Below are 26,041 nucleotides of genomic sequence, written 5' to 3'. Positions count from 1 at the left end.
CTGCGCCATTCGCCAGAGGCTTTATCTTGATCAACGGGTGTTTAGACACCCGATAAAATATGCCATCAAGAGCAATACATCACGTGGATGCGATAGCCGTTTTCAGATGTTATGACTTAGAAGCGGTAGCGATATATTCGCCATTTTCAAACGTATCGCGCATACCAAGACTTGATTAACAAGGTTACTTTTTCCTCATGAACTCAAAATAAAAGCTCTCCACCGAATTGGAGAGCGTTTGATATTTCGTAGATAAGCATCAAAAAATTCCATAAGCCATGTTTTGTTCCTGAGTACTCAAACAGCTTGCGCCTCGTACGATCAGGTGGTAACCATCTATCTACAGAGCATACTCTGTCCCTCTATCCGTTCAATTCCTTCAAGAGAGTGCCCCTACCATAATTTGGGTTTCTCACTCGTGGGGTTTACCTCGTTCCACCTTGCATGTTTCCAAGCAAGCTTCGTCACTGTGGCACTTTCAGGAAGTGTCAACCATATCCTAGGACTTAGGTTTTCCTTCCGCCGTCAGCTTGAACAGCTGCCTTACCTTATTTTTTCAGTAAGCACGAACACTACGGACATCTCAGAACCGTGTGAGCATGGACTTTCCTCTACGACGTCTAGCGCCGCAGCGATTACCAGAATTTCATGATGATACGAAAGATTATACTAGAGTTTTATGTTAAATACAATATAATTAATAAAAAATTATTCGTATAGCTTGCTGCCAAATACATGCTTTTCCAAATTAGAAAGACGTTTTAAAATATCAAAATTAGTTGTACCAGCAGCTGCTGATGCAACTGGTTGTCTCTTTGGGGTACTATCAATTTCTTCTTTTAACTGTCTATTTTCTTCACGTAGTTGGGCCACCGCTTTTTCAAACGTTTCATAATCTTGAATAATTTCATCAAGAAAAGAATCTACTTCTTCTACATTGTAGCCTTTAAAGTTCTTTTTAAATTCCTTTTCAAGGATCATTTTTGACGTTAATTTAATGTCCATTCACATCGCCCTTCCTCACACTACATACACGAATACATTATAGCATACTTCATCACATTATATCGTCTGAAAACACCAATTGTAAGGCTAAACTTGTCGTTTCTTGCGCTTCCCCAGGAAATTATTTCTTATTTCCTAATCTGTGTAATCGCTTTTCCCACGAAATTTCCCATTTTTGTTTTTGTTCTATTCTCCATTGCTCATGATTTTGAATAAGACGTATGCCTTCTTGCGTATAATAAAGGGCCTGGTCATAGTCTTTCATTTGATGCTCATAAAGTATGGCTAACTGCTCAAGGGCATGTAACTTTGTCCTTGGTTCAACAAAATGGAGAGAGGCTACAAATGAGTCAATAGCTTCATTATAACGTTTTCCCTTTTTATGCTGTAACGCTAAATAATATTGAGCATTCCCCGCTTCTAGTGCATCAAATTGCATTGTCACCTTTTCTAAAACCCTTACGCTTTGTGTGCTTTCTTTTAAATCGCCATACCATTTCCCAATATTGGTGAAGGTTTTTGCTGATTCCTCATGCTCCTCTTCAAACAATAATTGCGTTGAATGACTATAAAGTGTGATGAGGGACAGTAAATCCCACTCATTATGAAGCAGCACCTTCATAAGAGCGTCAGGTATGCCACTTTTCACAGCATCTAAATAAATAATTGGTGCAAGATGGCCTGGAATATCTCCTATACGAGAAAAACCAAGTTTCTCTTCCTCCACAGATTTTAATTTTAAGCGCTCCATATCATTTTTCCATAAACGCTTCGAACTATGCAACAAATCAATCTGTCGCTGCGCTCGTAATTTTGGTAATGTTTTTTGATGGAGCGTCCATCTCGTTTCAAGTTGCGGCCAATCAAAGCTTTTCCCATTGTAGGTAATCACAGTCGCTGATTTTTGCCAAAGCTTTGATTCAAACAAGAAAGCTGCCTCATGTGCAGGATCTGCAAGAATATATTGAGTCAATTTAAAACATTCTTCGTCTACCTCTAAAAACCCAAGCAAAAAAATATGCGTACCAACACCTTTTAAGCCCGTCGTTTCCGTATCAAAAAATAATACAGGCTCCTGTAAATCAAGTGCATAAGGATGGTCAAACTCGGCACCCTGCCATTTTTTCAAGGCATCAAAGAATGACTGTAGCTGATAATGACCATGCTGATAAGAAAACGGATACTGCACATGGCGCTTAAACACAATCCCAAAATCATTTTCTACAACCGTAAGCCCCGCCTTTTCCCAGCGCTCGGTATAGCTCGGCTTAGTTGGCTTTTGATAAGCTGGTTCTTCTACCTTTTGTTGAGCTGCTGTTGGTTTTTTACCAAGCATTTTTTTCATTTGTAGTATTTTATTTTCGTAAGACATGCATTTCACTCATTTTCTGCTTATAGTATAAGACTCTCTTGCAAGATTACCATGATTGTTAGACTCATTCAAAGTCATTTCGTCTAGTTTTTCAAACTGACGAGCAGAAGTTAACCTAAAACTATCACGACCTATAGCATACTATCCACAGAATTAAGATAAAAAAACTCAATGGAAAAAGTCCCACTGAGTTTCTATCTGTATCACATTCAATGAAATATATATGTTTCAATTTGCTGTAACCAATCTGATACGCTTTCATGCAGGTTATCTTCTGTATGGCATTCTACATTATTGAGGATAATAATGGTGTAATCAGTCTCTATATAACGGCATAACATCGTGGTATAACCTGGCCAACCACCACTATGGAATACCTTTTTCCCTGTTTTTGGTGATTGATCAATGAACCAACCAAAGCCACATGGTGTCTTTTGACCATCCTTTGTCACAATTGAGGACAGAGCCAATTCAAGAGATGATGCACAAAGCAAATCCCCCCTTTTTAGTGCTCTATCCAACGAAAGTAAGTCCATTATGGTTGAATGAATCATTCCATCTCCTTGAATTCCGTCTAAATAGTTCACAAACTCATAACCTGGAAGGTCGTCAGGCAAGGAGATTAATGCACTATTCTCATCACGGATATAGCCAAAAGCAAAATCCTCAACATCTTCAGGATGATACCTGCGATTCATGACCCTTGTTCGTTGCATTGCTGACGGTTTAAATATATGCTGTAACATGAACATGGCATAGGACATATCTGATACTTTTTCAATTATCATTGCCAGGCAAACATAACCTGTATTACTATATTGATACTTTTCACCTGAGTCAAAATAGAGCGGTGGTCTATGTTCCGTTAGTAAACGTAGTACATCTCTATTCGTCGCAATACAATGATGATCCCAGTGGCTTTCGAATAATTCCATATAATCCGGCAATCCAGATGTATGTGTTAATGCATGTCGTAAAGTAATGGTTTCGTATGGAAATGAGGGAATCCATTTCTTGATAGTGTCATCATAATTAAGTTTCCCTTGTTCCTCGAGAATCATAATGCCCATGGCTGTCATAGGCTTCGTTACTGAAGCTAACTCAAATAAGGAATTTTCGGAAAGCTTCTTGCCACTATGGTAATTTGATAAGCCAAAAGTACCTATATAAATAGGTTTACCTTCCTTCGCTACTAAAATATTGCCTGAGAAAAGCCCTTGTTCAAATTTTGACATAAATAGTTGATTAAGTTCCTCTGATAATTTCACACAATCGCTCCTTATCACCTTTACGTATTTTAGTTACTTAATGCTTCCATAGTTGCTTCTAAAATACGAATTCGACCATTCAATGTCCCTCCACCCATTACCAATGGATCTATGGCATTAATAAAAACTTGATTGCTTTCGACTGCCTTTAATCCTTTCCAAACTGGGCTTTGTTGAAGCTCCTCAAGTATACTTCCATCCATATCATTTTCATAAAGATCATACTGAATAAAAATATAATCTGGATTGGCTTGATAGAGGCCCTCCAAAGTAATAACGGTTTGCTGATTCACCTTGTTAATAGCTTCTGGCACAGGGAGATTCAATTCACCGTATAGTACATCATTGAGAAATACGTCTTTAGGGTAAATCATCATTTCGCCACCTCGAATACGTATGGCTACTATATCCTTGTCTTGGAATGAATCGAGATAATGGATAGCATTTTGCTTATCCTGATGGTATTTATCAATAAGTGTTTTTGCTTTTTCAGTCTTTCCAGTAATCTCAGCTAGCATTTCAAGATTCTCCTGCCAATCTGGTCCATAATGAGAGGTTGGAATTACTGGTGCGATTTTCTCTAACTGTTCTAAAACTTTTGGATCTTCCATATCTGTACTGATAATTAAATCTGGTGCAAGTTGCAAAACGTACTCCAAACTGTCCCCACTCGTTGTTAATAAAGGAATTGTATTCGCCGTAACGTCGCCAAAAAAACTGGGGAATGGCTCCTCATCACTACCAATTGCACTTGCTGCATAGGGTTCTATGCCCAAAATCACAGCATCCTCAATGGATTCAAAGGCATTTAAAAAGAGAATTTTCTCTGGTTTTACTGGAACGCTGTAATGATTATTTAAATAAGTAATTTTTGTTGTCTGTTCTTCACTTTCCTTTTTTTGCAAGACAGATGATGTTGATTCTTCTTTATCTTTTGTACATGCAGATAAAGTTAAAGTTAATACTACGATGCTTAAAATGACTATAGTTTTTTTCATCAAGAACGCCTCCTTTTTACGCTAATCTCAATTGAGAATGAAAACTATTATCAATAATAAACAAGCGTTCTTTTGGCGTCCATGTAGAAAAGGCGGATTTTATAATGAACTATCTGCGGTTAACAATTGCATGACTTCTTTTACAATCAGTAAATGTGGCAACGGAGCATAGTCGCGCCATGGAAAATGAGTAAGTGTATAGATGGAATCATTTCGCACTGATTTCAATTCAAGCCACAGCTCATCTGATTGAAGCTCGTCCCATTTCATCATCGATTCTTCGTCTTCATAAACAAGTACCATGATGAAATCTGGATTCATTTCAGATAATTGCCCAATTGTAATAGGTTCTTGTGTGTCAGAGATCATCACATTTAGTCCTAGGTCCTCCAGCAAAACTTCTTGAATACTTCTATCCTGATACAGATAGCATTCATCCTCTCTCACTAACAAAAATAACATACTTCGCTCATGGCAAATGTACGCTAAGCTAGCAACCGCCTCTTGTACAGTTTGTTCGTATTCTATAAGCCATTTCCTTGCTTCCATCTCTGCATCTAGGATTTTTGCAACCTCTAGCAACTGTTCACGCCATGATAAACTGCTCCACGCAAGTCGATAAACATGGCCTCTCTTTTGTAATATCGTCAACTGCTCATCCGTCACATTATCTAAGCAAAATATATAATCATATTGCAGATTTTCTTGTAGAAGTAACGCCATATTTTCATTTAAAACGGCTGGCGTTCTGCCCACAGCTAGCTGAATAGGTACATGATTGCCAAAAGTCTTATAGTAATGAAATCGCCATGTTGGATGGAGCGGTGCTGCAATGGGGATATAATGTAGTGGTGCAAGCAAGCCAAAAAAGGAACTATCTAAAACAGCGATGTTTTTTCTACGACTTTTCATAAATAGAGAGGGAGACATACCCATTTGTTGTTTGAATCGACGACTGAAGTAAAACTCGTCTTTATACCCAACCTCACTTGCAATTTCTCGAAGGGTTTTACCTCCTTTTATTAAAAGCCATTTAGACGCTTCCATTCTTATATTCATTAAATACTGGATGGCACTAATACCAAACTGTTTTCGAAATAGTTCCATATAATATTTTGCACTTATATTCATCATTTGGGCTAAATCTTTCACTTGAATGGCTTCTTGAAAATGATACTCCATATGTTGTTTTGTTTTTTCTAACATATGTTGCAAGTCTCTATTAGAGGTTTTACGATGCTGAGTGATGGTATGTAAAAGCAAGTAAAAATGTGCTTGGCTTAATAAAATGTCCTCTTTGATAGGACTCTCAACCAATGCCATTAGACTGTTACAAAGACGGATGATTTCTTCTGTTTGTTCAAGATTTATCTCTTCTCCTCTATCAGTCTTCGCCTCCATCTGTGGGAGAGCATTAAAGGTAATAAGGTAAACTGTAGTTAACTTCTCTAAATCCACCTTTAAGATAAGCTCGCTCTGAGCAGGGCAAAGGTAGACACTATCTTTAAGCAGCCTGTGTTGGTGATTTCCAAAAGTCAAATTAGCAGTCCCCTTTGTGGTAAACAGTAAGCAATGGCTCTCAAGTCTTTGTTGATAATGCCGTTTCGTCTTGCTTGATAAAATTTTAATATCAAGAAAATGAAAAAGAAAATGTGTCATTTGGTCGAATAGCAAATCGACTTCCTCCTTCCCACAAGCATAGTAGGTAACCCTCGTTTTAACAAATAAGATGATACTATTTATAAAATATAAAAGGGCTTGAGGAACGAACTTGCTTATTCCCTAAGCCCTTTTTATTTAATTTAATATTCGAAGAAGATCTATCACTCTTTTCTTCCCTTGCTCTAAACTATCTTGCGCCCCAATACAAGACGGACAACCTGATTCACAAGGACAGCTCGATACATGTTGTAGCGTTTTGTTTAACAGTTCTTCCCATAGTGCAAATACTCTCTCACTTAAACCGATCCCACCTGGATACTTATCATAAACAAAGAACGTTGGTAACTCATTGTGTGATGCCTTTACTTGCGGCACAACTGCTACATCACTACTATCACACTGGATAAAAATCGGGATAAAAGCATTCATCGCATAAGCAGCTCCTACCATAGCATCCGTTAATTCTGCCTCTGACCATTGAGACACCCTATTGAACGAAAGCCACGAAGCACTTGTATGCATTTCATCTGGCGGGAGGTGGATAGGCCCTGAACCGATATTGTCATGTGTGCCGAAGCGGATTTTCTTAAAGATCGTTGCTTGTGCGACTAAGCCAACATCGCCAAAGCTAATTGTACCGCCTCCATAGGGACGGCTACGATCCTCCTCTAGCACCTTCATTTCGACTGCTAGATTGGCATCTGTATAGTAATCCACATCTACTTCACGTACAAAGGCTTTTTTTTCTTCCCAATCGAGCTTCTCCACTTGAAATTGAATACCTTGGTGTAGGTAAATGGCTTCTTCATGTAAAAGGGTCATGGCACTATGACGATCCATTTCTCCAATCACCTTTGTCTGTGCAGGGACGGACAGATCAATTATGACCACATTTTCCTGTGACGCAGAACGCAGGCTAATATCATGCGCAGGGAAACGATCACTCATCCAATGCCATTTGTCACTCGTCTTAAAGACAACCCCTTCCTCCGCCAAGTAATCCAACAATTCCTGTATGTCATATTCTCCATACGAATCGCCTATTGAAAAGGGTAACTCGAAGGCGGCACATTTCAAATGATCCATTAAAATCAACATATTTTCTGGATAGATACGCGCTTCCTCTGGCGTACTACCAAGCAAAAACAAAGGATGATTGACCACATACTGATCCAATGCAGAAGATTGTGCAACATATATAATCAATGCCTCATCCTGACGTCTTCCCGCACGTCCTGCTTGCTGCCAAGCACTCGCAATATTTCCCGGGTAACCTGTCATAATACAAGCTTGTAATTGACCGATATCAACACCTAGTTCTAATGCATTGGTGCTAACCACTGTTTGAATCGTACCCTCACGCAAGCCTTTTTCGATGACACGTCGCTCAGAGGGCAAGTATCCACCTCGATAGCCACGCACAGATTCATCGAGTAGCTTATTGCGAGTGAGCTCCTTTAAGTATGTGACAATCATCTCGACTCGTACTCGACTTTTGGCAAAAATGATGGATTGAATACCAGCTATGTACAACCTTTTGGCTAAATCACTAACCTCTAACACGGCACTTCTACGCACCCCAAATGTTTTATGAATAATTGGTGGATTATAAAAAAGGAAGGTTTTTTTGCCAACAGGTGCGCCTGAATCAGCAATTAGTGCATGTGATTCATTCGTCAGAAGCTCAGCAAGTTCTTTCGGGTTTTTAATGGTAGCTGATGTACAAATAAACACCGGCTTACTACCATAAAACTCACAAATACGCTTTAGTCTTCGAATAACGTGGGCAACATGCGAACCAAATACCCCTTTATATGTATGCAATTCATCAATAACGATATACTGCAAATTTTCAAAGAGTGAGACCCATTTAGTATGATGTGGCAAAATTCCGGAATGCAGCATATCGGGGTTCGTCATAACGATATGCCCTGCCTTTCGAACTTTTTGGCGAATGCCTGGCGCCGTATCTCCATCATACGTATAACTTAAAATTTCCTCGCCACTTTGCTCAATGAGTTCATTTAAATCATTTTTTTGATCCTGTGCTAATGCCTTTGTTGGAAATAAATAAATGGCCCGCGCATTTTTATCTTCTATTATTTTTTGCAGCACTGGTAGATGATAGCAATAGGATTTACCCGAAGCAGTTGGCGTAACCGCTGTAAAAGATGTACCATGCTGCGCCAAATCAAAGGCTTCTCGCTGGTGTGTATATAGTTGCTCGATACCCCTTGCCTGTAGTGCTTTCACTAGGGATGGGTGTAAATTTCCTGGGAAAGGTGCATATTTGGCTGGTCGACTTTCTAGTGTTTGCCAATGTAAAATACGCTCTTTTAATTCTTCATCGTATCTCCATTCCTGTAAAAGCTCACTAATCGTTCGTTTCTTCGATAGCATTCGATTCCTCCTCCTTTAGTAATCGTTCAAAGGTTTTTAAAGTATAGGAGGTAGAATGGGTCGCATCTAAAAAACGTTTTTTACTAGTTTCTTTATAAAAAGATTGCACAACAAATTGCTCCATCGATTCTACCACTGAAGCAATTTGCTGCGTATGCATATATTTCGGTTTATTTTTTTGAATCCATGTATTGGCCTCTTGCTGCCATTCCTTCAATAGTTGATGAATTTCATCAGCGTGTGGTTTCACCTCTTGGAAAAAATCAGGTGTCCGATCTTCCTCACGCATTTGCCAGAATCGTAAAACACATTGTTCACATTCATCTATTAATTGGGATGTTTGCTGAATCACTAACAATTTTGCACCTCATCTCTCATCAATTACGCATAAGCAAATATATTTCGTAGTCACTGCATATACATGGTGAGTATATTTTGTCCAACAAAGCAACTATGGAAATATCACGCTCTTGATCTTTATTCACCGCTATTTCACGGTAAATAATGTATCAATTTTAATGCTATTGTGTTAGTTCAATTGCTTATGAGATAAGTGTACCAAAGTCTATCATTTTTCACTACTAATAGGCGAACAAGCATTCTTTACTTGCCAGTTCTTTTCTGCTAAGCTTACTTTCTGGCTAACCGCTTGAAGCTGCATAAAAAAGTGCAAACTATGTGCATTGTTTTCCAGGGACACTCTCGTGAAAAGTAATTGATTGACCAGATCTAACTGCGCAACTAATTGTTCTAACTTGTTCAATATAACGCCTCCTTTGCTTTACTTTAGTATTCCTCGTATGTATAGAATTACCTTCAAGCGTGACAAAATAAGCGTAAGTTAGCTGAAAGAAGAAGATTTTCGATAAATTTTTAAAAATGAACCTTCAACCTAAAAAAACGTCTTCTATGAAAGATCTGAAAGGGACATATTTTCAGCCAATTCATGACTAAAATTAATCAGTTATTTTGACGATTCGAGTAAAATAGAAGCTAGTGATTTTTCGACGTAATTTGTTTCTACTTCCCATCTGTTCTCTACGATTCTATTAGCAATAACATGACTGATGGAGGTAGAGAATAGCCGCTAAAACATGGTAAACTAGTGTATAGAAAAGCAGTATGATAAAGGGTGAGTTGAATGACAATTCGTTATCCAAACGGAAAATTGTATACGCCGAATGTGTCTGTACAGAAAACAGAGAAAAAAAGGAATAGCAAAGATTTGTCTTTTAGTAATCGTGGCAAGACTCTAGAAGATGAAATTAATGAAGCAAACGACTATTATATAAAAAGGCGACTTGCTATCATTCATAAGAAACCTGTTCCTGTGCAAATCGTCAAAGTAGAGTACCCTTCACGAAGTGCTGCTGTTATTCGTGAAGCATATTTTCGAACACCCTCTACAACCGACTACAATGGTGTTTGGAATGGGCATTATATAGATTTTGATGCAAAGGAAACGGCTTCCAAAACGAGCTTCCCCTTAAAAAATATTCATGAGCATCAAATGATCCATATGCAGCAAGTGACGGAACAAAATGGTATGGCTTTTATTATCGTTCGCTTTTCTGCCTTTGAACGATATTTTATTGTGCCCTACGAAGTTTTACAAAAGGCCTGGCAAACAATGGAGAATGGCGATCGTAAATCGATACCCTTTTCAACGATTGAAGAAGAGGCATATGAAATTCCTACAAGTTATTATCCACGTATCGATTACTTACCCATTATCCAACAATGGATCGATGCAACATGCTTCAGGTCTGAAAGTGAGGAGAAATAAGAATGACTGAACGTCGTCGAACACGTGGAGAGCACCAAAAAGCTCTCGCTGAAAAAAATAAAAAAGGTAAGAAAAAAACAACATCATCTTCACCTGCTAAGACGTGGTTTAAACGTATTTTCTTAACACTCTTAGCAATCGGTGTGGCGGGCTTCATTGGAGGCGCTGGATTGTTTGCCTACTATGCAAGCACAGCTCCAGAGCTTGATGAAGAATTATTAAAGGACCCTGTTTCTTCAGAGTTCTACGATAAAAACGGTGAACTATTTGCTACAATCGGTGCTGAAAACCGTAAATATATAAAGTATGAAGATATACCTGAAGATATGGTCAATGCTATTCTCGCAACGGAAGATGTGCGCTTTTTTGAGCACCACGGCATGGACTTTTATCGTCTAGGCGGTGCTATTTTGGCAAACTTCCGTGATGGCTTTGGTGCACAAGGTGCGTCTACCCTGACACAGCAAGTTGTCAAAAACTCATTTTTACAAAACGAGAAAAAACTAAAGCGTAAGGCACAAGAAGCTTGGCTAGCCTTCCAACTAGAACGTAAGTATTCAAAAGAAGAGATTTTTGAAATGTACTTCAATAAAATGCTCATGTCGGGTCGTATTTACGGGTTCGGAACAGCAGCACAATATTTCTATGGTAAAGAATTAAAAGATTTAACATTAGATGAAGAAGCATTATTAGCAGGATTAGTCCAACGACCAAATGCTTATAATCCATTAAAAAACCCTGAGCTTGCGAAAAAACGTCGTAATACGGTTTTAGGCTTAATGCATCAACATGGAAAAATTACAAAAGCTGAGATGGAAGAAGCAAAACAAATGGAAGTCCAATCAGGTCTAGCGGATGATGCAACACGTCAATCATTTGCAGGTTCGAAATATGATGCCTTCCTCGATATTGTGATCAATGAATTAGAAAATAATGGTGATGGAACAGCGATGGCAGAAGGAATTAAAGTTTATACAACACTTGATCCGAATGCCCAACAAGTTGTAGAAAACGTAATGAACGACGACAGTAATTTCCCTACTGAAGAAATTCAGTCAGGTGTAGCTGTCATCGATACAAAGACTGGTGCCATTCAAGCCGTTGGTGGTGGTCGTCATTACGGTGCTGAGCGTGGTTTCAACTATGCAGATGACCTAACAAAAAATCAACCTGGTTCCACAATGAAACCATTAGTTGACTACGGTCCAGCAATTGAATATTTAAAATGGTCTACAGGTCAAACACTTGTCGATGAACCAATGAACTATACAAATTCAAAACAAACAATCACGAACTGGGATGGCAGATATATGGGGGCCATGACGGCACGTAAAGCGTTATATGCATCACGTAACGTACCAGCTGTCAAAGCATTACAAGAGGTTGGTACTGACAAAGCAAAAGAATTTGTAGGGCGTTTAGGAATTGAAACGGAAAATCTATATGAGTCAGATGCGATTGGTGGAGGTGCCATTACAATCTCCCCTATCCAAATGGCTGCTTCCTATGCTGCTTTCGGCAATAACGGGGTCTATACAGATCCACATGCCATTACAAAAATCGTCTACCGTGACGGTAAAACATCTAAAAATTACACACCTGAGCCTAAAGTGGCTATGAGCGATTACACAGCTTATATGGTGACAGATATGCTACGTGATGTCGTTGGCAATAAACCAGATGCATCTGGTACTGCTGCCAATGTACCTGGCTTAGATATCGCAGGTAAAACAGGTACAACCAACTACTCAGCAGAAGATTTTAGCAAATATAATTTACCAAATACAAGTGTACCAGACTCATGGTTTGCGGGTTACACAACAAACTACTCCATTGCTATCTGGAGTGGTTATGAAAAACACTTTGATCCAATTACAACGTGGGAAGAACGTCGATTACCACAAAATTTATTTAAATCAATTATGCAAGATATTTCATCAAATGTTGAAAATACAAGCTTTAAAAAGCCAAATACCGTTGTAGAAGCAACGATTGAAGTCGGCTCTAAACCACTTAAATTAGCAAGTGATTATACACCTAGCGAACTACGTCAAACAGAACTATTCGTTCGTGGTACTGAACCAACAGAGGTGTCGAGTGTGTACGAGGCTCCAGAATTATCTACACCTTACAATGTATCAGCAAGCCTAGATTTAGGAGCACAGTCTATTAATATCTCTTGGGAACATGATGCGATCCTAGATCCAAAAACAGATGAACCATTACCAACTTCATTTGAAGTAACTGCCAAACGTGATGGCGGAGAATCAATAACGCTTGGTACAACAGACAGCAAAGGCTTAACTGTTGGCAACACGCTTGAAGATGGTAATTACACAATCTCTGTCGTAGCCATTGTAGATGGCACACGCAGTGAACCTGGCACAACTACCTTCCAAATCACAAGTACGCCTGAGGAAGATTTAGAAACAGAAGACCCAGATGAGCCAGAAATCGATTTACCAACAGATCCTGGTCAAGAAGACAATGACAACGGGAATGACGACAATGGCAATAACAACAATAATAATGGCAATGGGCAAGGTAATAACGGTAACGGTAGCAACAGTGGTAACAATGATGGCAATCAACAGCCAACCCCTCCTACCGAACCAACCAACCCAATAGAAGAAGACCAAAGCTCAGAATAAACACAAAGCCGAGAAGCAGCAATTTGCTTCTCGGCTTTTTAAATTCGTTCTTAACACTTTGTTAGTGCTCTATCGATCAATTCTGGCGCTCTATCGATCAATTCTGGCGCTCTATCCATCACTTTGCTCATTCTATCCGCTACTTTTGACTTTCTATCCACCACTTCTTGCACTTTATCCGCATCTTGGTGCTCTATCGACTCCTAGCTTTTGCTAGCTTGAATTCGCAATCGAGCTGTGCGCTTTTTGGTTTCTTTGAATAATTCATCTAGCTGACGGTAGCATGCGTATTGGCCTGGCTTGGCTTTAATAAAGGAAAGTCTTTCAACACCATTGATCGGTAGCACCTCATCGCCTGCTGCCTGTACAAGTTGTTCAAATAGCTCGATGGCTTGTTCCATTAGCCCTTTAGCTGTACCGTTTCTCGCATCGTGGGCTGTATGGATCGCTGCTTGCAAGGTTGACCATTGAGCAAACCATGCATCTACTTTATCTTTTGCGATAGCCTCATTGTTCACGCTTCCTTCACCAAGCCTTTCTTTAAGCGTTTTTGACCTTCACGACAATCAGCGAGTAAAGGGCAGGCATGACACCCAGGATTTTGTGCCTTGCAATGATAACGTCCAAAGAAAATTAACTGGTGATGTGTTTTCGACCATTTGTCCATAGGTGTTTTTTTCATAATCGTTTCTTCTACTTCAAGCACCGAATCTTTCCATCGACAGAGCCCTAGCCGTTTTGAAACTCGCTCCACATGCGTATCCACTGCAAGTGCTGGAATATCAAAGGCAACGGAAAGCACGACATTGGCTGTTTTTCGCCCTACGCCTGGTAATGTCACAAGTGCTTCACGTGTTGCAGGTATTTCACCACCATACTCAGTGAGCAATCGTTGACATAATGCCTGAATGTTCTTTGCCTTATTACGATAAAGACCGATAGAACGAATATCCTGCTGTAACTCCTCTAAGGATACCGCTAAATAATCTTCTGGCGTTTTATATTTTTGAAATAATGTTTTCGTTACTTTATTGACTAGTACATCTGTACATTGTGCGGATAATAATGTAGCAATCGTCAGCTCAAAGGCATTGTCATGCACGAGCTCACAATGTGCATCTGGAAACATTCGATCCATCTCTTCTAGACAATGCTCCCACTGTTTTTTTGTTAACAAACCAGATGCCCCCTCTATTCTCTTTCCTCTAACCAATTGTAAAATGGTACTTTATTCGTTGGTTGCGTTGTTTCTTGTTGAGCTGTCCGCGCTGGTGCTCTGTTAAATGTCTGTTTCTCACGGAACTGCTCGCTTTGCTTTTGTGCGGCTTGTGGTGTCGTAATATTTTTCTTTTTCCACTCTAATAAAATGCGATCAATATAACGAATACTCAGTTTCCCAGCAAAGACAGCCTCCTTTAGTGCTTCCTTAATGAGCGCTGGACTATGCTTGTCCTCATCAAGCCAACATCCTATTTTTTCAAGCTCTAAAGGAGATAAAAGACGCCCCATTTCCTCTTCAAATAGACGGAATAGCTCGCCTTCTTCTTGTCGAAGTGTCACTGCCGTTTTTTGCTGCTCTTTCATATCCATCATCTGCACAATGCGCTCCCATAGTGGGTACACGGAATATTTTTCATATAGCTTGCCTCCCGCATCAACATCGCGTGAAATTTCAAGAAAACCTTTTTGCATTAAGCGTTGTAAACGTGATGTGATGTCATGGTCAAACATTGTGAGGCGATTTTTGAGATCATTAGGTGTTGGGAAATCATTCCCTTCCATATGAAAGGCTAATAAGTGCATGACAATGAGTGCCTCTTCATCTTCCATATTTAACTCCTTATAAAACTGAAAAAAAAGCTGAGGAATGTGAATCATTCTCTGCTCAGTCCATGTACGGAGTCGATGATTATTTACGTTCATGTTTCTCCAGACTCCTTCTTTAGTAAGTAGAAAAGCCGCGTAGATATTTCACTACGCGACTTTTAAATTGATTAGCTTATGGATATAAGCGGTTCAGTAAACGTGGGAATGGAATCGTTTCACGGATATGCTCTGTGCCAGAAATCCATGCTACAGTTCGCTCTAATCCAAGACCAAAGCCTGAATGTGGGACAGAACCATGTTTGCGAAGCTCTAAATACCATGCATAAGCATCTAATGATAGATTATGCTCTTCCAAACGTGATTTTAATAATTCATAGTCATGAATACGCTCAGAACCACCAATAATTTCACCGTAACCCTCTGGTGCGATTAAATCAGCACATAAGACAACATCATCACGCTCTGGATGTGGTTGCATATAGAATGGTTTAATGCCTACTGGGTAACAAGTAATAAATACTGGTTTGTCAAATGAATTCGCAATAGCTGTTTCATGTGGCGCACCAAAATCATCGCCCCATTCGATATCGTCGAAGCCTTGTTCATGTAAAAGTTTGATCGCATCATCATACGAAATACGAGGGAATGGCGCTTTGATGTTTTCAAGTGTCGATGTATCACGGCCAAGTCGCTCTAATTCTAATTTGCAGTTTGCCAGTACGGATTGTACGATGTGCGCTACATATTGCTCTTGTACTTCTAAGTTTTCTTCAAATTCTACAAATGCCATCTCAGGCTCAATCATCCAAAACTCGATTAGGTGACGACGTGTTTTAGATTTTTCAGCACGGAAAGTTGGACCGAATGAGAATACTTTTCCTAACGCCATTGCAGCCGCTTCCATGTAAAGCTGACCAGATTGAGATAGATAAGCATCTTCATCAAAATATTTTGTATGGAATAGCTCTGAAGTACCTTCAGGTGCAGATCCTGTTAAAATTGGTGGGTCCATTTTTGTAAAACCATTATTGTTGAAAAATTCATATGTGGCACGAATAATTTCGTTACGGATTTTCATTATGGCATGCTGTTTACGAGAGCGTAGCCATAAATGACGGTTATCCATTAAAAATTCAGGACCATGTTCTTTTGGTGTAATTGGGAAATCTGTTGCTGCATGTAGTACCTCAATACCTGTTACAGCAAGCTCACAGCCAAAGCTTGAGCGTTCATCAGCTTTCACTTCGCCCGTAACGTACATAGACGTTTCTTGCGTCATTCCTTTTGCCGTAGCAAAAATTGCTTCGCCTACTTCTTCTTTCACGACAACGCCCTGTACAAAGCCAGAACCATCACGTAGCTGTAAGAACGCGATTTTTCCGCTTGAACGTTTGTTAGCTAACCAAACGCCAATTTTGACTGTTTCACCGATATGCTGTGGCATATCTTTAATCATAATTTTTTTCATAGAAATCCTCCAAAGTCGACTAGAGGGATTAGTCTTGCCATTTTGATTTTACAAATGCATCAATACGACGGACTGCCTCTTCTAATAATTCTAAAGATGTAGCATAGGATAATCGCATTGTAGTTGGTGCACCAAAGCCAGAGCCTGGGATCACTGCTACGTTTGCTTCTGTTAAAATATCCGCAGCGAATGTATCTACTGAATCATAGCCAGTGTGAGCCAGAGCTTCTGCTACGTCTGGTAATAAGTAGAATGCACCCTGTGGTTTTAAGACATGGAAGCCAGGAATTGCACTTAACTGTGGATAAATTTTTTCAAGACGAGATTCAAATGCTTGACGCATTTCTTCTACTGCGTCCTGAGGGCCATTATACGCCTCCACAGTTGCATATTGTGCTGTTGTTGTCGCATTTGATGTTGAATGTGATGCAAGGTCAGTCATTGCTTTAACAATGTCTGCGTCACCTGCAGCATACCCAATACGCCAGCCTGTCATAGAGTGAGATTTTGCCACACCATTTACAACGATTGTACGTGCTTTCACTGCATCAGAAAGTTGTGCAATTGAAAAATGCTCAATACCATTGTATACAAGCTTTTCATAAATTTCATCTGACACGATTAAAATATCTTTTTCTTCTGCAACAGCTGCAAGCTCTGCTAGCTCCTCACGAGAATAAATCATGCCTGATGGGTTGCTAGGTGAATTGATAATAACAGCTTTCGTTTTATCTGTCACAGCTGCTCTTAGTTGATCCGCTGTAATTTTATAGCTTTGTTCACGTGTACCTTCAACATATACAGGTACGCCACCAGCTAATTTCACTTGTTCTGGATAAGACACCCAATAAGGAATTGGAATGATAACCTCATCGCCCTCGTTTAAAATAACTTGGAATAGCGTATATAAAATATGCTTTGCCCCTACGCCGACAATGACTTCATTTGATTGATAGGCAAGATTATTATCGCGTTGAAGCTTATCAATAATAGCTTTTTTCAAAACTGGAAGTCCGCCAGCAGGTGTATATTTTGTTAATCCTTTTTCCATTGAATCAATGGCTGCATTTAAAATATTTTGAGGTGTGTTAAAGTCTGGTTCACCAGCCCCAAGACCAATAACATCAATACCTTGCTCTTTCAATGCTTTTGCTTTCGCAGTAATAGCTAATGTTGAAGATGGTGTTAAAGTTTTTACACGTGTTGCTAATAAATTTTTCATCCGGGATCTACTCCTCTTATAAATTCGTAATGCGCTTCCACCAGTCGCCATCCTTAAACATGATATAGACATAGTTGAGCTGATCATGGTTGTTTAGATAGGTAATCTCCCAAACAGCGCCAGGTTCCTCATAACCTAATTTCATGTGGAGGACTTTTTGTACATTTCCTTCATTTTTAAAAACCGATAATGCTTGCTTTTCCGTAATACCATCTTCTAATAACACTTCCTGAATGGAATCCTCATCTAGATTCGTTGGAACAAAGACAGCTTTTTTATCACCGTATTCGTCTACCCCGAACACAGTAACATACGAATGTTTGCCATTATATGTGTAGGACTCCGAGACAATTGCGAGGGCTTTGGCATCGAGTGCCAACTGTTCAGCCTTCTCTTCAATTGAACGGAACGGAGCCTCGGCTTTCCAGAGTACTAAAATGCTAATGACAAGTGACAATGAAACAATAAAGACAGAAATGAAAATTAACCAGTTTTTCATCTATTCACCTTATGTTTCCTATCGAGCTGTTTTGGCATAACACATAGCTGAAGCTTGTGTATGTCTATCACTGTATAACCATTCATTTTGCTTTCCATTTTGTCAACCTGCTTTCTTTCCTCATACCACAACATTATACAACAATTTTGTACTGTCGTGTTTCCTAATTTCATATATTGTACGTTGCTAGAATAACGTTTTCAAATGATTGGTATAGCAAATTTAATTCCATTGAAAAATTCCTATTCAACCAAGTAAATAGGAATGCGTAAATTTATGATAGTTCGCACAGAACATAGCTGGCACGGCCATTATCTTTCGCTTCGTACAAACAGCTATCTGCTCGCTCAAATAACTCTTTATACTGATAATTTTGCTGATTGTTGACACAAGCACCCATACTCACCTTTAACGGATAGCTTTGATGCTCTTGTTCTAGCTTTAAAGTGAGTAAATAAGCATGCGTGTTGTTGACAAGTGTTTTGATATAGTCCTTTTGTTGATGCTTGATACAAAGGATAAATTCATCTCCGCCATACCGAATAATTTTCACATCTTCCTTATGTAAAAAGTTCTTCAAGCCCTTGGCTAAAAGCTGTAAAGCCATATCCCCAAACAGATGACCATGCATATCATTAAACAATTTAAAATGATCAATATCTAGTACCGTAATACACACATATGATTGCGTCATTTCGGCTATGTTTAACCATTCATGTAGCTCATGATCCAAAAAATGACGATTTAACACGCCCGTTAATGGATCATAATGGGCTTTTTTCTCAAGCTTCTCCTTTTGACGCTTAAATTCCAAATTCATGACTTGCTGTAGTAAATTCGCAACACTCATTTTTTCTGTAAGATCAATATATTCACGCTGTACATCAAAAATTTCATCCCGCCAATTCAATTGATACAATACATCTAACAGTAAACGCATGACTTTTTTCGTTGTCGGTTTATCCCCGTAGGATTTAGCAAGCTCTACAGCCTTTTTATAATAGGGGACGGCTTCTTCAAGCTTTTGCTGCTTTTCATATAAAAAGCCATAGCCAAACAACGCAGCTACTTTTTCGCGTTTATGCTGATGAATAATGTCAGAGGATAACGTGCTGTCCAGCAAGGCCTTCCCCGTTTTAAAATCCCCTTCTAAAATATAAACATCTGCTAAATTATTATTAATACGAATATCATGTAATTTTGCAAGATCGGGCATTGTCTTAGATAAGGACTGATTATATGTTCTAGCTAAAAGCCCTGCTTGAAGCGCTTCCTTCGTACAGCCCTTCTCCACCTCTAAATAACATAAATTATTATGACACCGAACAAGCATGATGGCGTCCTGCAACTCTTGTGCATAGTCGATCGATTTCTTCGTCATCTCTACTGTTTTTTCCCGTATGCCTACCAAGTCATAGATTAAAGACATGATTAAATGATAATGCATTAAATCTTTGCTAGAACCATATTTTTGACAAATCGCCTCATAATCATGCATAAGACTGACCATGCTTAATGTGTCACCTAAAGAATGGTGAACTAGTATTTTTTGATAGTACAAATCCAATACATATGCATAATTTTCGCTCTCTAATGCGACTAAAAGACCTTGATCCGCTAGTTTTAATGCTTCCGTTAAAAACCCCTTCGTGCGCATTTCCATAATCGTTTTATTTAACTCTTCTAATGTTAATTTCACCGTTTCACCACTTCTCCAAGCCCTATACACTTTGTGCTTTCTCAATTATAAGGTATATTTATTCACTCCGTCCGCCCTTTTCATTAGATAACCAACTATTTCCTGCATTTCAAAATCTCTTACTAGGTCCAACCATCTTTTTCTTGCGCTACACCTTCAAAATGAATCATCGCTTTCCATTCATAGTTGTCGTTAAATTTTTATGCCTTCACACACTTTTCTCCATCATTGTCCCCGTTACCTATTGTTTTTACCCATATGATGAAATAATTAGCCATTTTAAGTATTGAAAAAGGACGTGATGTTGTGAGTATGCAAATTAACCCTTCTGATCCAGCAACTATTCCAAAATTTGTAGATGAACTTCCAAAACCAATGATAGCTAAACCCAAATATAGTAGAGGGCAACAAAAAAATGATTATTATGAATTAGTCATGATGGAAGGCGAGCACCGTTTTCATAAGCATTTCCCCAAAACATACATTTGGGGCTATAACGGGCTTTATCCAGGACCAACCATTGAAGCTACTAAAGACAAAACCATTTACGTGAAATATAAAAATCAGCTACCCTTACAGCACTTTTTACCCGTAGATTTTACACTTCATGCCGCCAACGATTCTCAAGAGGTAAGAACCGTCACTCACTTACATGGCGCCAATGTGGATTGGGAGAGTGATGGTCATCCAGAAGCATGGTACACAAGAGACTATCGGCATACTGGGCCAAAATTTAATAAGGAAATACATGAATATACAAATCATCAGCCTGGCACTACCATGTGGTATCATGACCATGCAATGGCCTTAACACGTTTAAATGTCTATGCAGGATTAGCAGGCTTTTATTTACTGAGAGACGCACTTGAGGAACGCGCTAATTTACCATGTGGAGACTACGAATATCCGGTTTTAATACAAGATAAATCCTTTAATGAGGATGGCTCGTTGTTTTATCCTGATGAACCACCATTCCCAGTCCCCGTTCACCCCTCCATTACACCTGGTTTTGTTGGTAATACAATCGTAGTGAACGGAAAATTATGGCCTTACTTAGATGTAGAGCCACGTAAATATAGATTTCGTTTTCTTAATGGTTCCAATCGGAGGGGCTATGTTATCAGCCTGTCAAATGGTCAGCCAATGTTTCAAATTGGTACAGATGGCGGTTTCTTATCCGCCCCCCAACTGATCCAATCTGTCGAGTTGCTGCCAGCAGAACGTACAGATGTGATTATCGATTTTTCAAACTGTGCGGGACAGGAAATCACCTTAATCAATGCGGATACAGATTTCAGTAATGAACATACAAATGTCATTATCCAGTTTAGAGTCACAGTACCTTTAAAATGTGAGGATACAAGTGATATTCCTGAAAGGCTAGCCGTTACGATGGATCTCCATACACACCATGCACATATTGAAAGACAACTGCCCTTGACAGCTACAACTGATGAATTTGGACGCCCTATGTTATTATTAAATGACCGTATGTACCATGACCCAGCAACAGAAAAACCATCTTTAGATAGTGTGGAAATATGGAATTTTATTAATGCTACACCTTTTCTTCACCCTATTCACTTACATCTCATTCAATTTAAAATTTTGGAGCGAAGACCCTTTAATCTGGAACTTTATCAAAATGAAGGCATTATAGAATTCACAGGGCCACCTGAGGAGCCACGTGACTATGAGCGAGGCTGGAAGGATACAGTGAAAGCTGATGCAGGTAAGGTAACGAAAATTATTATGCATTGGAAAGATCATATTGGTCATTATATGTGGCATTGTCACTTCCTTGAGCACGAGGACCATGATATGATGCGGCCAATCCTCGTCATGAAAGACGTCCATGCAGTCCAGCAGCCACATGCTGCCATCGAACATCCAGCACAACATCAAGAAGCGACTGCTACAACAAATCCTACTGAAACTACCAGTACTACACATCATAACGAGTCTCCAGCACCGCTATTAAACGCCATAGCACAGGAGGAAGAGAGTGCGGCTCCTACGAGTGAAAAGGAATCGCTGGCTGTCCATGTAGGCAATAATGCACAGTTTAGGCCACCACTTCTCTTCCCATTCTTGCCTACGCAGGCTCCTACTAACAGGCAGAGGCGTCATAGAGCGAGAAGATTTTAAGCTTTACAAAGAAAACTACCATTAAAAAGGTGGTTTTCTTTGTTATAACAAATCATTTAGTCTCAAATCGCCATACTCTGTTCGTTATGAACGCTAACAATAGTACACATACAGCTATCATGAGAACAGGTATATAAATCCTACCTTGAAAGACCTCGAACAACATACCATACCCTATTTGCCCAAGTGGAGCCATACATTGTGATACTGCCATCATAATTGCCATGACCTTCCCTAATTTATCATTTGGTGTTTGCTTTTGGACAAGGGTCATCACGTAAATGGAAATGATCGTCATCATCATTGCAATCACAACGGCACACCCAATAAAGATGCCGTATGAAGGATAATAGCCTACTAGTAACATTCGAGGCAACACAGCCATCGCCATAGGAATGACTAATAATGCCGACAGCAACACCCAAATGTAGAGGTTGTGAATACGAAGCTTTTGTGCAAAATAGCCCATCGTTAATGCTCCTAAAATGGTTGCCAAATCAATGATACCCATACCTATTCCATATAATGCATCACTACTTTCCATTGTGACGCGAAGGATAATCGGCACGCCCACAACAAAAAGCGGTGTCAATAATAAATTCAATAAAGCAGCTAGTAGCGTGCATTTTAAAATAAATGTTTGCTTCACGACATAGGTAAAGCCTTCTTTCATATCCTTCATTAATATTTGCACCAAATGCCCATCGTAGTCTCGCTTTATAAAGGGAATCGTCATAAACATTTCTACAATAGCTGTAAAGAAGAATAAAAAACCACTTACAATGACCAGCATTTTTAGGCCGAGCACACCATATAAAATTCCCCCTAGTACAGGTGCAGTCACACCTGCCAAAGCCTGCACTCCGTTGACAATGCCATTGGCTTGTTCTAGTTTCTGTTCACTAACCAATATAGGGATACTAGCCATTACGGCTGGTGTATACATTGCACTGACAAGTGATAACAGTACCATAACAAACCCTATCGATAACACGGAATGATTGTCTGTCAGTAACACGAAAAAGAAAATAAAGACAATAGCACTACTGATAAAATCAAATAGGACCATTAAATTACGTCGATTGAATCGATCTGCTATAGCACCACCAAATGGCGTAAGTAAAATAGGTAGGCATGAAATAGCAAAAAGCAAAGCGAAAAGATCTGCGCGTCCTGTCATATCTAACACAAAAAGTGACAAAGCAAATCTTAAAAGTGCAGAGCCCAAAATAGAAATAATTTGCCCAACTACCATTATAAAAAAATCTTTCGAATAGCCCTTTTCTGTTATTGTTATTTCCATTTAATGACCACCTCTTCAATTTATTAGACCGACTGTCGGTCATTATTTGTGTAAAAAAAGTGTAGGCACAAGTGAAACTTTACACGCTTCATATCTTGCCCTACACAAATTAGACTGACTGTCGGTTTATAAATAGTATATGTAATCTCACCAAAAAAAGGAACTTTATTTGGCAATTTATCTTCTTAACCGTTTGCTTCAAGCCTTGAAATATTCTTTAATTTGTTTAATAAATGCTGTTGTTGCTTGGCTGACATAGCGATCTACTCGGTAAATGATAGACAAGCTACGGCTAGGTGCTCCATCTGAAATACATATACTACACAAAGTAGGATCATTTATTTGTTGGATTAGATGGTATGGTTGCACTGTCGCACCAATATTGGCACGGACAAGATTCATAATCGACGTGACAGAGCTTGTTTCAAGAATAGAATGAAGCTGAAAACCATGTTTTTTTACAGCCTCCTCTACAATCTCTCTGCCAAAGAAGCCTTCTGGATACATCACCATAGGCAGGCCTTTCAATTCAGCAATGGTGATAGCGGTTTGATTCGCCAATGGGTGCTCCTGTGAAACGGTCAGCACATACTCCTCTCTACGTAAAGGAATGATTACCAAACGATCATCTGGCTCCACATTCGTCCCAATGCCAATATCCACTTCATTTTCAAGAACCTGCCGCATAATATCAATAGAAGCCAGTATCTTCAGTTTTACTTTCGGAAATTTTTGATGAAAGTCAATGACAAGCTGTGTAATCCGATAATCTAAATCAGATGGCATAATGCCAACACTTATTTGTCCTCTTTGCAGCTCCTGTAAATCATTGATAGCATCTTTAACATTTTGTAATGTTGTGAGCATTTCCGTAGCATAGCTAAATAATAGAGAGCCAGCCTCTGTTACAACAATCTTTTTTCCAATCCGATCAAACAATGGCATACCTAACTCGTCCTCAAGCACGCGTATTTGCTGACTTAATGTTGGCTGAGAAATGCCAAGTTTCTCAGCAGCTTTTGTAAAATGTAACTCCTCACAGACTGCCATAAAATAGTGTAAATGACGTATTTCCACACCGATCACACCCAATCATAGTTTTTATCTATTATTGTAATAGTAATAATAGTATTGTTCAATCATCTTGGTTGGTATAGACTTCAATTTGAACTTACTATGAATTGTATCGGAGTTGAAATAACATGAATGCAAAGCAAACAATTATACCCATTATCGCTATTATTTTAGCTTCATTTAATTTACGTCCTGTGATTACTTCGGTCTCACCTTTGTTAGGCATCATCCGCGAATCTTTACATATGAGTGCGGCTACTGCAAGTTTATTAACATCTTTAGCTGTGCTATGTATGGGCTTGTTTGCTCCTTTTGCGATACAACTAGCCAATCGTTGGAGCATTGAGAGAGCCATTGCTTACTCCCTTATTCTTATTGGACTAGCAACAGCTGCAAGATTTTTTGCTTATTCTGCCTGGGTGATGCTAGTTACGGCTTTTTTATCAGGCATTGGTATTGCTATAGCGGGTCCTTTATTATCGGGCTATATTAAGGAGAAGTTTTCGAATCCGTCTCGTGTAATCGGTCTTTACTCGTTAGCACTTGTTGTAGGCGCTGGACTTGGTTCAGGGCTTTCCATACCATTGAGCAATCTCTTTCATTCATGGCAAGCTTCTGCCGCTTCATGGGCTATACTTGCCCTGATTGCTTTAGTCTTTTGGTGGAAACCAGTCGAACAAAAATCAGGCGCTGCTAAACCATCTAGTACTGGTATAAATGTGAAGCACATGCTAACGAATCAAAAGGCTTGGCTTTTAACAGGCTTTTTTGGTTTAATGGCCTTCATGTTTTATACCATAATGGCTTGGTTACCACCAATCGCTGAAAATATGGGCTACAGCAAACACGATGCTGGCATGATGCTGACACTATTAACCGTCGCCCAAATGCCTGCCACGTTTTTAGTGCCTATCTTAAATAATCGTTTTCAGCATCGAGCTGTATGGCTAATCAGCAGTTCATCATTAGAATTAATTGGGTTATTGATGCTACTGTTTTCTTATAATCCTTGGTTAAGTAGTATGTTGATTGGCATTGGTGCAGGTGGGCTATTCTCATTAGGATTAACATTACCTATCGATGAGGCCAAGGATATGAGCGAGGCAAGCTTCCTGGCAGCCATGACACAATCAGTTGGTTTCGTATTCGCTGCCCTGGGTCCATTTTTTGTTGGTCTAGTACGAGACTTCACAGGCAATTTTTCAGTTGCGATTATTGGCATGATTATCATCGTTCTAGCTATGGTCCTAATTCAACTAAAAATTGGCAATCAGAATCAACCTCATATCCATATGAAAAAGACGACTTCCTAGCAAGGTAGGTCGTCTTTTTATTTTTGAATCGTTTGTTGGCCTTCATTAAATGGGTACCTCTGCAATTCATATTGCATCTACATAAATATGAAAATTAGCGAAACCGCCAAGGAAATGTTGATTTATCGTATCGAATAGATTAAAGAAATTTTATAAACTGATTTAAAAAGCTATGAGGAACTTTTACAAATTCAACTAAAGCTTAGAACCTATCGCTTGCTTGGGAAGTCTTGCTACCATGATGAATGCGCAGACTAATAGCAAAAGATGATGGTGACATCACCTTTTTTAATGACGATTCATTTCATATTCAGTTCATAATCGCATGCTATAGTAAAGCCATAGA

The 26,041-nt window shown here is 39.2% G+C and carries 21 protein-coding genes and 1 other RNA gene; 4 read left to right on the top strand and 18 right to left on the bottom strand.

Annotation, left to right across the window (positions count from 1 at the left end; genetic code table 11):
• Nucleotides 1-267: 267 nt before the first annotated feature.
• The 9 genes from rnpB to MHI22_RS00760 form a co-directional block, all read right to left on the bottom strand.
• An RNA gene (rnpB, locus tag MHI22_RS00800) (RNase P RNA component class B) lies at nt 268-647 on the bottom strand.
• A gap of 61 nt (nt 648-708) precedes the next feature.
• Nucleotides 709-1,005 carry a cell division regulator GpsB gene (gene gpsB / locus MHI22_RS00795; RefSeq protein ID WP_036118417.1) on the bottom strand — a complete coding sequence of 99 codons (297 nt, stop codon included), beginning with the start codon at nt 1,003-1,005 and terminating at the stop codon, nt 709-711.
• Between the two features lie 121 nt (nt 1,006-1,126).
• Nucleotides 1,127-2,377 carry a ribonuclease H-like domain-containing protein gene (locus tag MHI22_RS00790; protein WP_036118422.1) on the bottom strand — a complete coding sequence of 417 codons (1,251 nt, stop codon included), beginning with the start codon at nt 2,375-2,377 and terminating at the stop codon, nt 1,127-1,129.
• A gap of 209 nt (nt 2,378-2,586) precedes the next feature.
• Nucleotides 2,587-3,645 (bottom strand): serine hydrolase domain-containing protein, encoded by a 1,059-nt coding sequence (locus MHI22_RS00785; RefSeq protein ID WP_340810812.1) that lies wholly within the window; start codon nt 3,643-3,645, stop codon nt 2,587-2,589.
• A gap of 29 nt (nt 3,646-3,674) precedes the next feature.
• Nucleotides 3,675-4,643, bottom strand: a complete 969-nt coding sequence (locus MHI22_RS00780) for an ABC transporter substrate-binding protein (protein ID WP_340810811.1) — start codon at nt 4,641-4,643, stop codon at nt 3,675-3,677.
• Between the two features lie 99 nt (nt 4,644-4,742).
• Entirely contained in the window at nt 4,743-6,302 is a 1,560-nt protein-coding gene (locus MHI22_RS00775; protein ID WP_197413030.1) for a helix-turn-helix domain-containing protein, read from the bottom strand.
• 138 nt (nt 6,303-6,440) lie between these two features.
• Nucleotides 6,441-8,705 (bottom strand): DEAD/DEAH box helicase, encoded by a 2,265-nt coding sequence (locus tag MHI22_RS00770; RefSeq protein ID WP_340810809.1) that lies wholly within the window; start codon nt 8,703-8,705, stop codon nt 6,441-6,443.
• On the bottom strand, nt 8,680-9,057 hold the full coding sequence (locus MHI22_RS00765) for a YppE family protein (protein WP_230593757.1): 378 nt from the start codon (nt 9,055-9,057) through the stop codon (nt 8,680-8,682). Before MHI22_RS00765 ends, MHI22_RS00770 begins: the two co-directional genes overlap by 26 nt.
• A gap of 216 nt (nt 9,058-9,273) precedes the next feature.
• Nucleotides 9,274-9,468: a hypothetical protein gene (locus tag MHI22_RS00760; RefSeq protein WP_036118439.1), complete on the bottom strand. Its 195-nt coding sequence runs from the start codon at nt 9,466-9,468 to the stop codon at nt 9,274-9,276.
• Nucleotides 9,469-9,846: 378 nt separating this feature from the next.
• On the opposite strand from MHI22_RS00760, the gene recU reads away from it, so the two are divergent.
• Complete coding sequence (gene recU / locus MHI22_RS00755; RefSeq protein WP_340810806.1) at nt 9,847-10,491, top strand: Holliday junction resolvase RecU; 645 nt, start codon at nt 9,847-9,849, stop codon at nt 10,489-10,491.
• 2 nt (nt 10,492-10,493) lie between these two features.
• Nucleotides 10,494-13,142: a penicillin-binding protein 1A gene (locus MHI22_RS00750; RefSeq protein ID WP_089933188.1), complete on the top strand. Its 2,649-nt coding sequence runs from the start codon at nt 10,494-10,496 to the stop codon at nt 13,140-13,142.
• 203 nt (nt 13,143-13,345) lie between these two features.
• Here the strand turns inward: MHI22_RS00750 and MHI22_RS00745 are convergent, their stop codons facing one another.
• The 7 genes from MHI22_RS00745 to MHI22_RS00715 form a co-directional block, all read right to left on the bottom strand.
• Nucleotides 13,346-13,660 carry a YpoC family protein gene (locus MHI22_RS00745; RefSeq protein ID WP_036118455.1) on the bottom strand — a complete coding sequence of 105 codons (315 nt, stop codon included), beginning with the start codon at nt 13,658-13,660 and terminating at the stop codon, nt 13,346-13,348.
• Entirely contained in the window at nt 13,657-14,319 is a 663-nt protein-coding gene (nth, locus tag MHI22_RS00740) for an endonuclease III (RefSeq protein ID WP_036118459.1), read from the bottom strand. Before nth ends, MHI22_RS00745 begins: the two co-directional genes overlap by 4 nt.
• Before the next feature lie 14 nt (nt 14,320-14,333).
• Nucleotides 14,334-15,065 (bottom strand): DnaD domain-containing protein, encoded by a 732-nt coding sequence (locus MHI22_RS00735; RefSeq protein ID WP_340810805.1) that lies wholly within the window; start codon nt 15,063-15,065, stop codon nt 14,334-14,336.
• 76 nt (nt 15,066-15,141) lie between these two features.
• Nucleotides 15,142-16,437, bottom strand: a complete 1,296-nt coding sequence (gene asnS / locus MHI22_RS00730; protein ID WP_036118465.1) for an asparagine--tRNA ligase — start codon at nt 16,435-16,437, stop codon at nt 15,142-15,144.
• 28 nt (nt 16,438-16,465) lie between these two features.
• Nucleotides 16,466-17,659, bottom strand: a complete 1,194-nt coding sequence (locus tag MHI22_RS00725; RefSeq protein WP_340810804.1) for a pyridoxal phosphate-dependent aminotransferase — start codon at nt 17,657-17,659, stop codon at nt 16,466-16,468.
• A 16-nt stretch (nt 17,660-17,675) separates the two neighbouring features.
• Complete coding sequence (locus MHI22_RS00720; protein WP_036118471.1) at nt 17,676-18,158, bottom strand: cell wall elongation regulator TseB-like domain-containing protein; 483 nt, start codon at nt 18,156-18,158, stop codon at nt 17,676-17,678.
• A gap of 274 nt (nt 18,159-18,432) precedes the next feature.
• Nucleotides 18,433-19,857, bottom strand: a complete 1,425-nt coding sequence (locus MHI22_RS00715) for a tetratricopeptide repeat-containing diguanylate cyclase (RefSeq protein ID WP_330493893.1) — start codon at nt 19,855-19,857, stop codon at nt 18,433-18,435.
• Nucleotides 19,858-20,169: 312 nt separating this feature from the next.
• On the opposite strand from MHI22_RS00715, the gene MHI22_RS00710 reads away from it, so the two are divergent.
• Nucleotides 20,170-22,005, top strand: a complete 1,836-nt coding sequence (locus MHI22_RS00710) for a multicopper oxidase family protein (protein WP_340812686.1) — start codon at nt 20,170-20,172, stop codon at nt 22,003-22,005.
• A 52-nt stretch (nt 22,006-22,057) separates the two neighbouring features.
• Here MHI22_RS00710 and MHI22_RS00705 read toward each other — a convergent pair whose 3' ends face one another.
• Nucleotides 22,058-23,308, bottom strand: coding sequence for an MFS transporter (locus MHI22_RS00705; RefSeq protein ID WP_101966311.1), 1,251 nt, complete (start codon nt 23,306-23,308; stop codon nt 22,058-22,060).
• Nucleotides 23,309-23,506: 198 nt separating this feature from the next.
• Nucleotides 23,507-24,385 carry a LysR family transcriptional regulator gene (locus MHI22_RS00700; RefSeq protein ID WP_340810803.1) on the bottom strand — a complete coding sequence of 293 codons (879 nt, stop codon included), beginning with the start codon at nt 24,383-24,385 and terminating at the stop codon, nt 23,507-23,509.
• 125 nt (nt 24,386-24,510) lie between these two features.
• On the opposite strand from MHI22_RS00700, the gene MHI22_RS00695 reads away from it, so the two are divergent.
• Nucleotides 24,511-25,695: an MFS transporter gene (locus MHI22_RS00695; protein ID WP_058845079.1), complete on the top strand. Its 1,185-nt coding sequence runs from the start codon at nt 24,511-24,513 to the stop codon at nt 25,693-25,695.
• The last annotated feature ends 346 nt before the right edge of the window (nt 25,696-26,041 follow it).

This window comes from Lysinibacillus sp. FSL L8-0312 (assembly GCF_038003285.1).
Classification (GTDB): domain Bacteria; phylum Bacillota; class Bacilli; order Bacillales_A; family Planococcaceae; genus Lysinibacillus; species Lysinibacillus fusiformis_D.
Note: the sequence above shows the minus strand (reverse complement) of the source record. Positions and strands in the feature narration are given on the sequence as shown.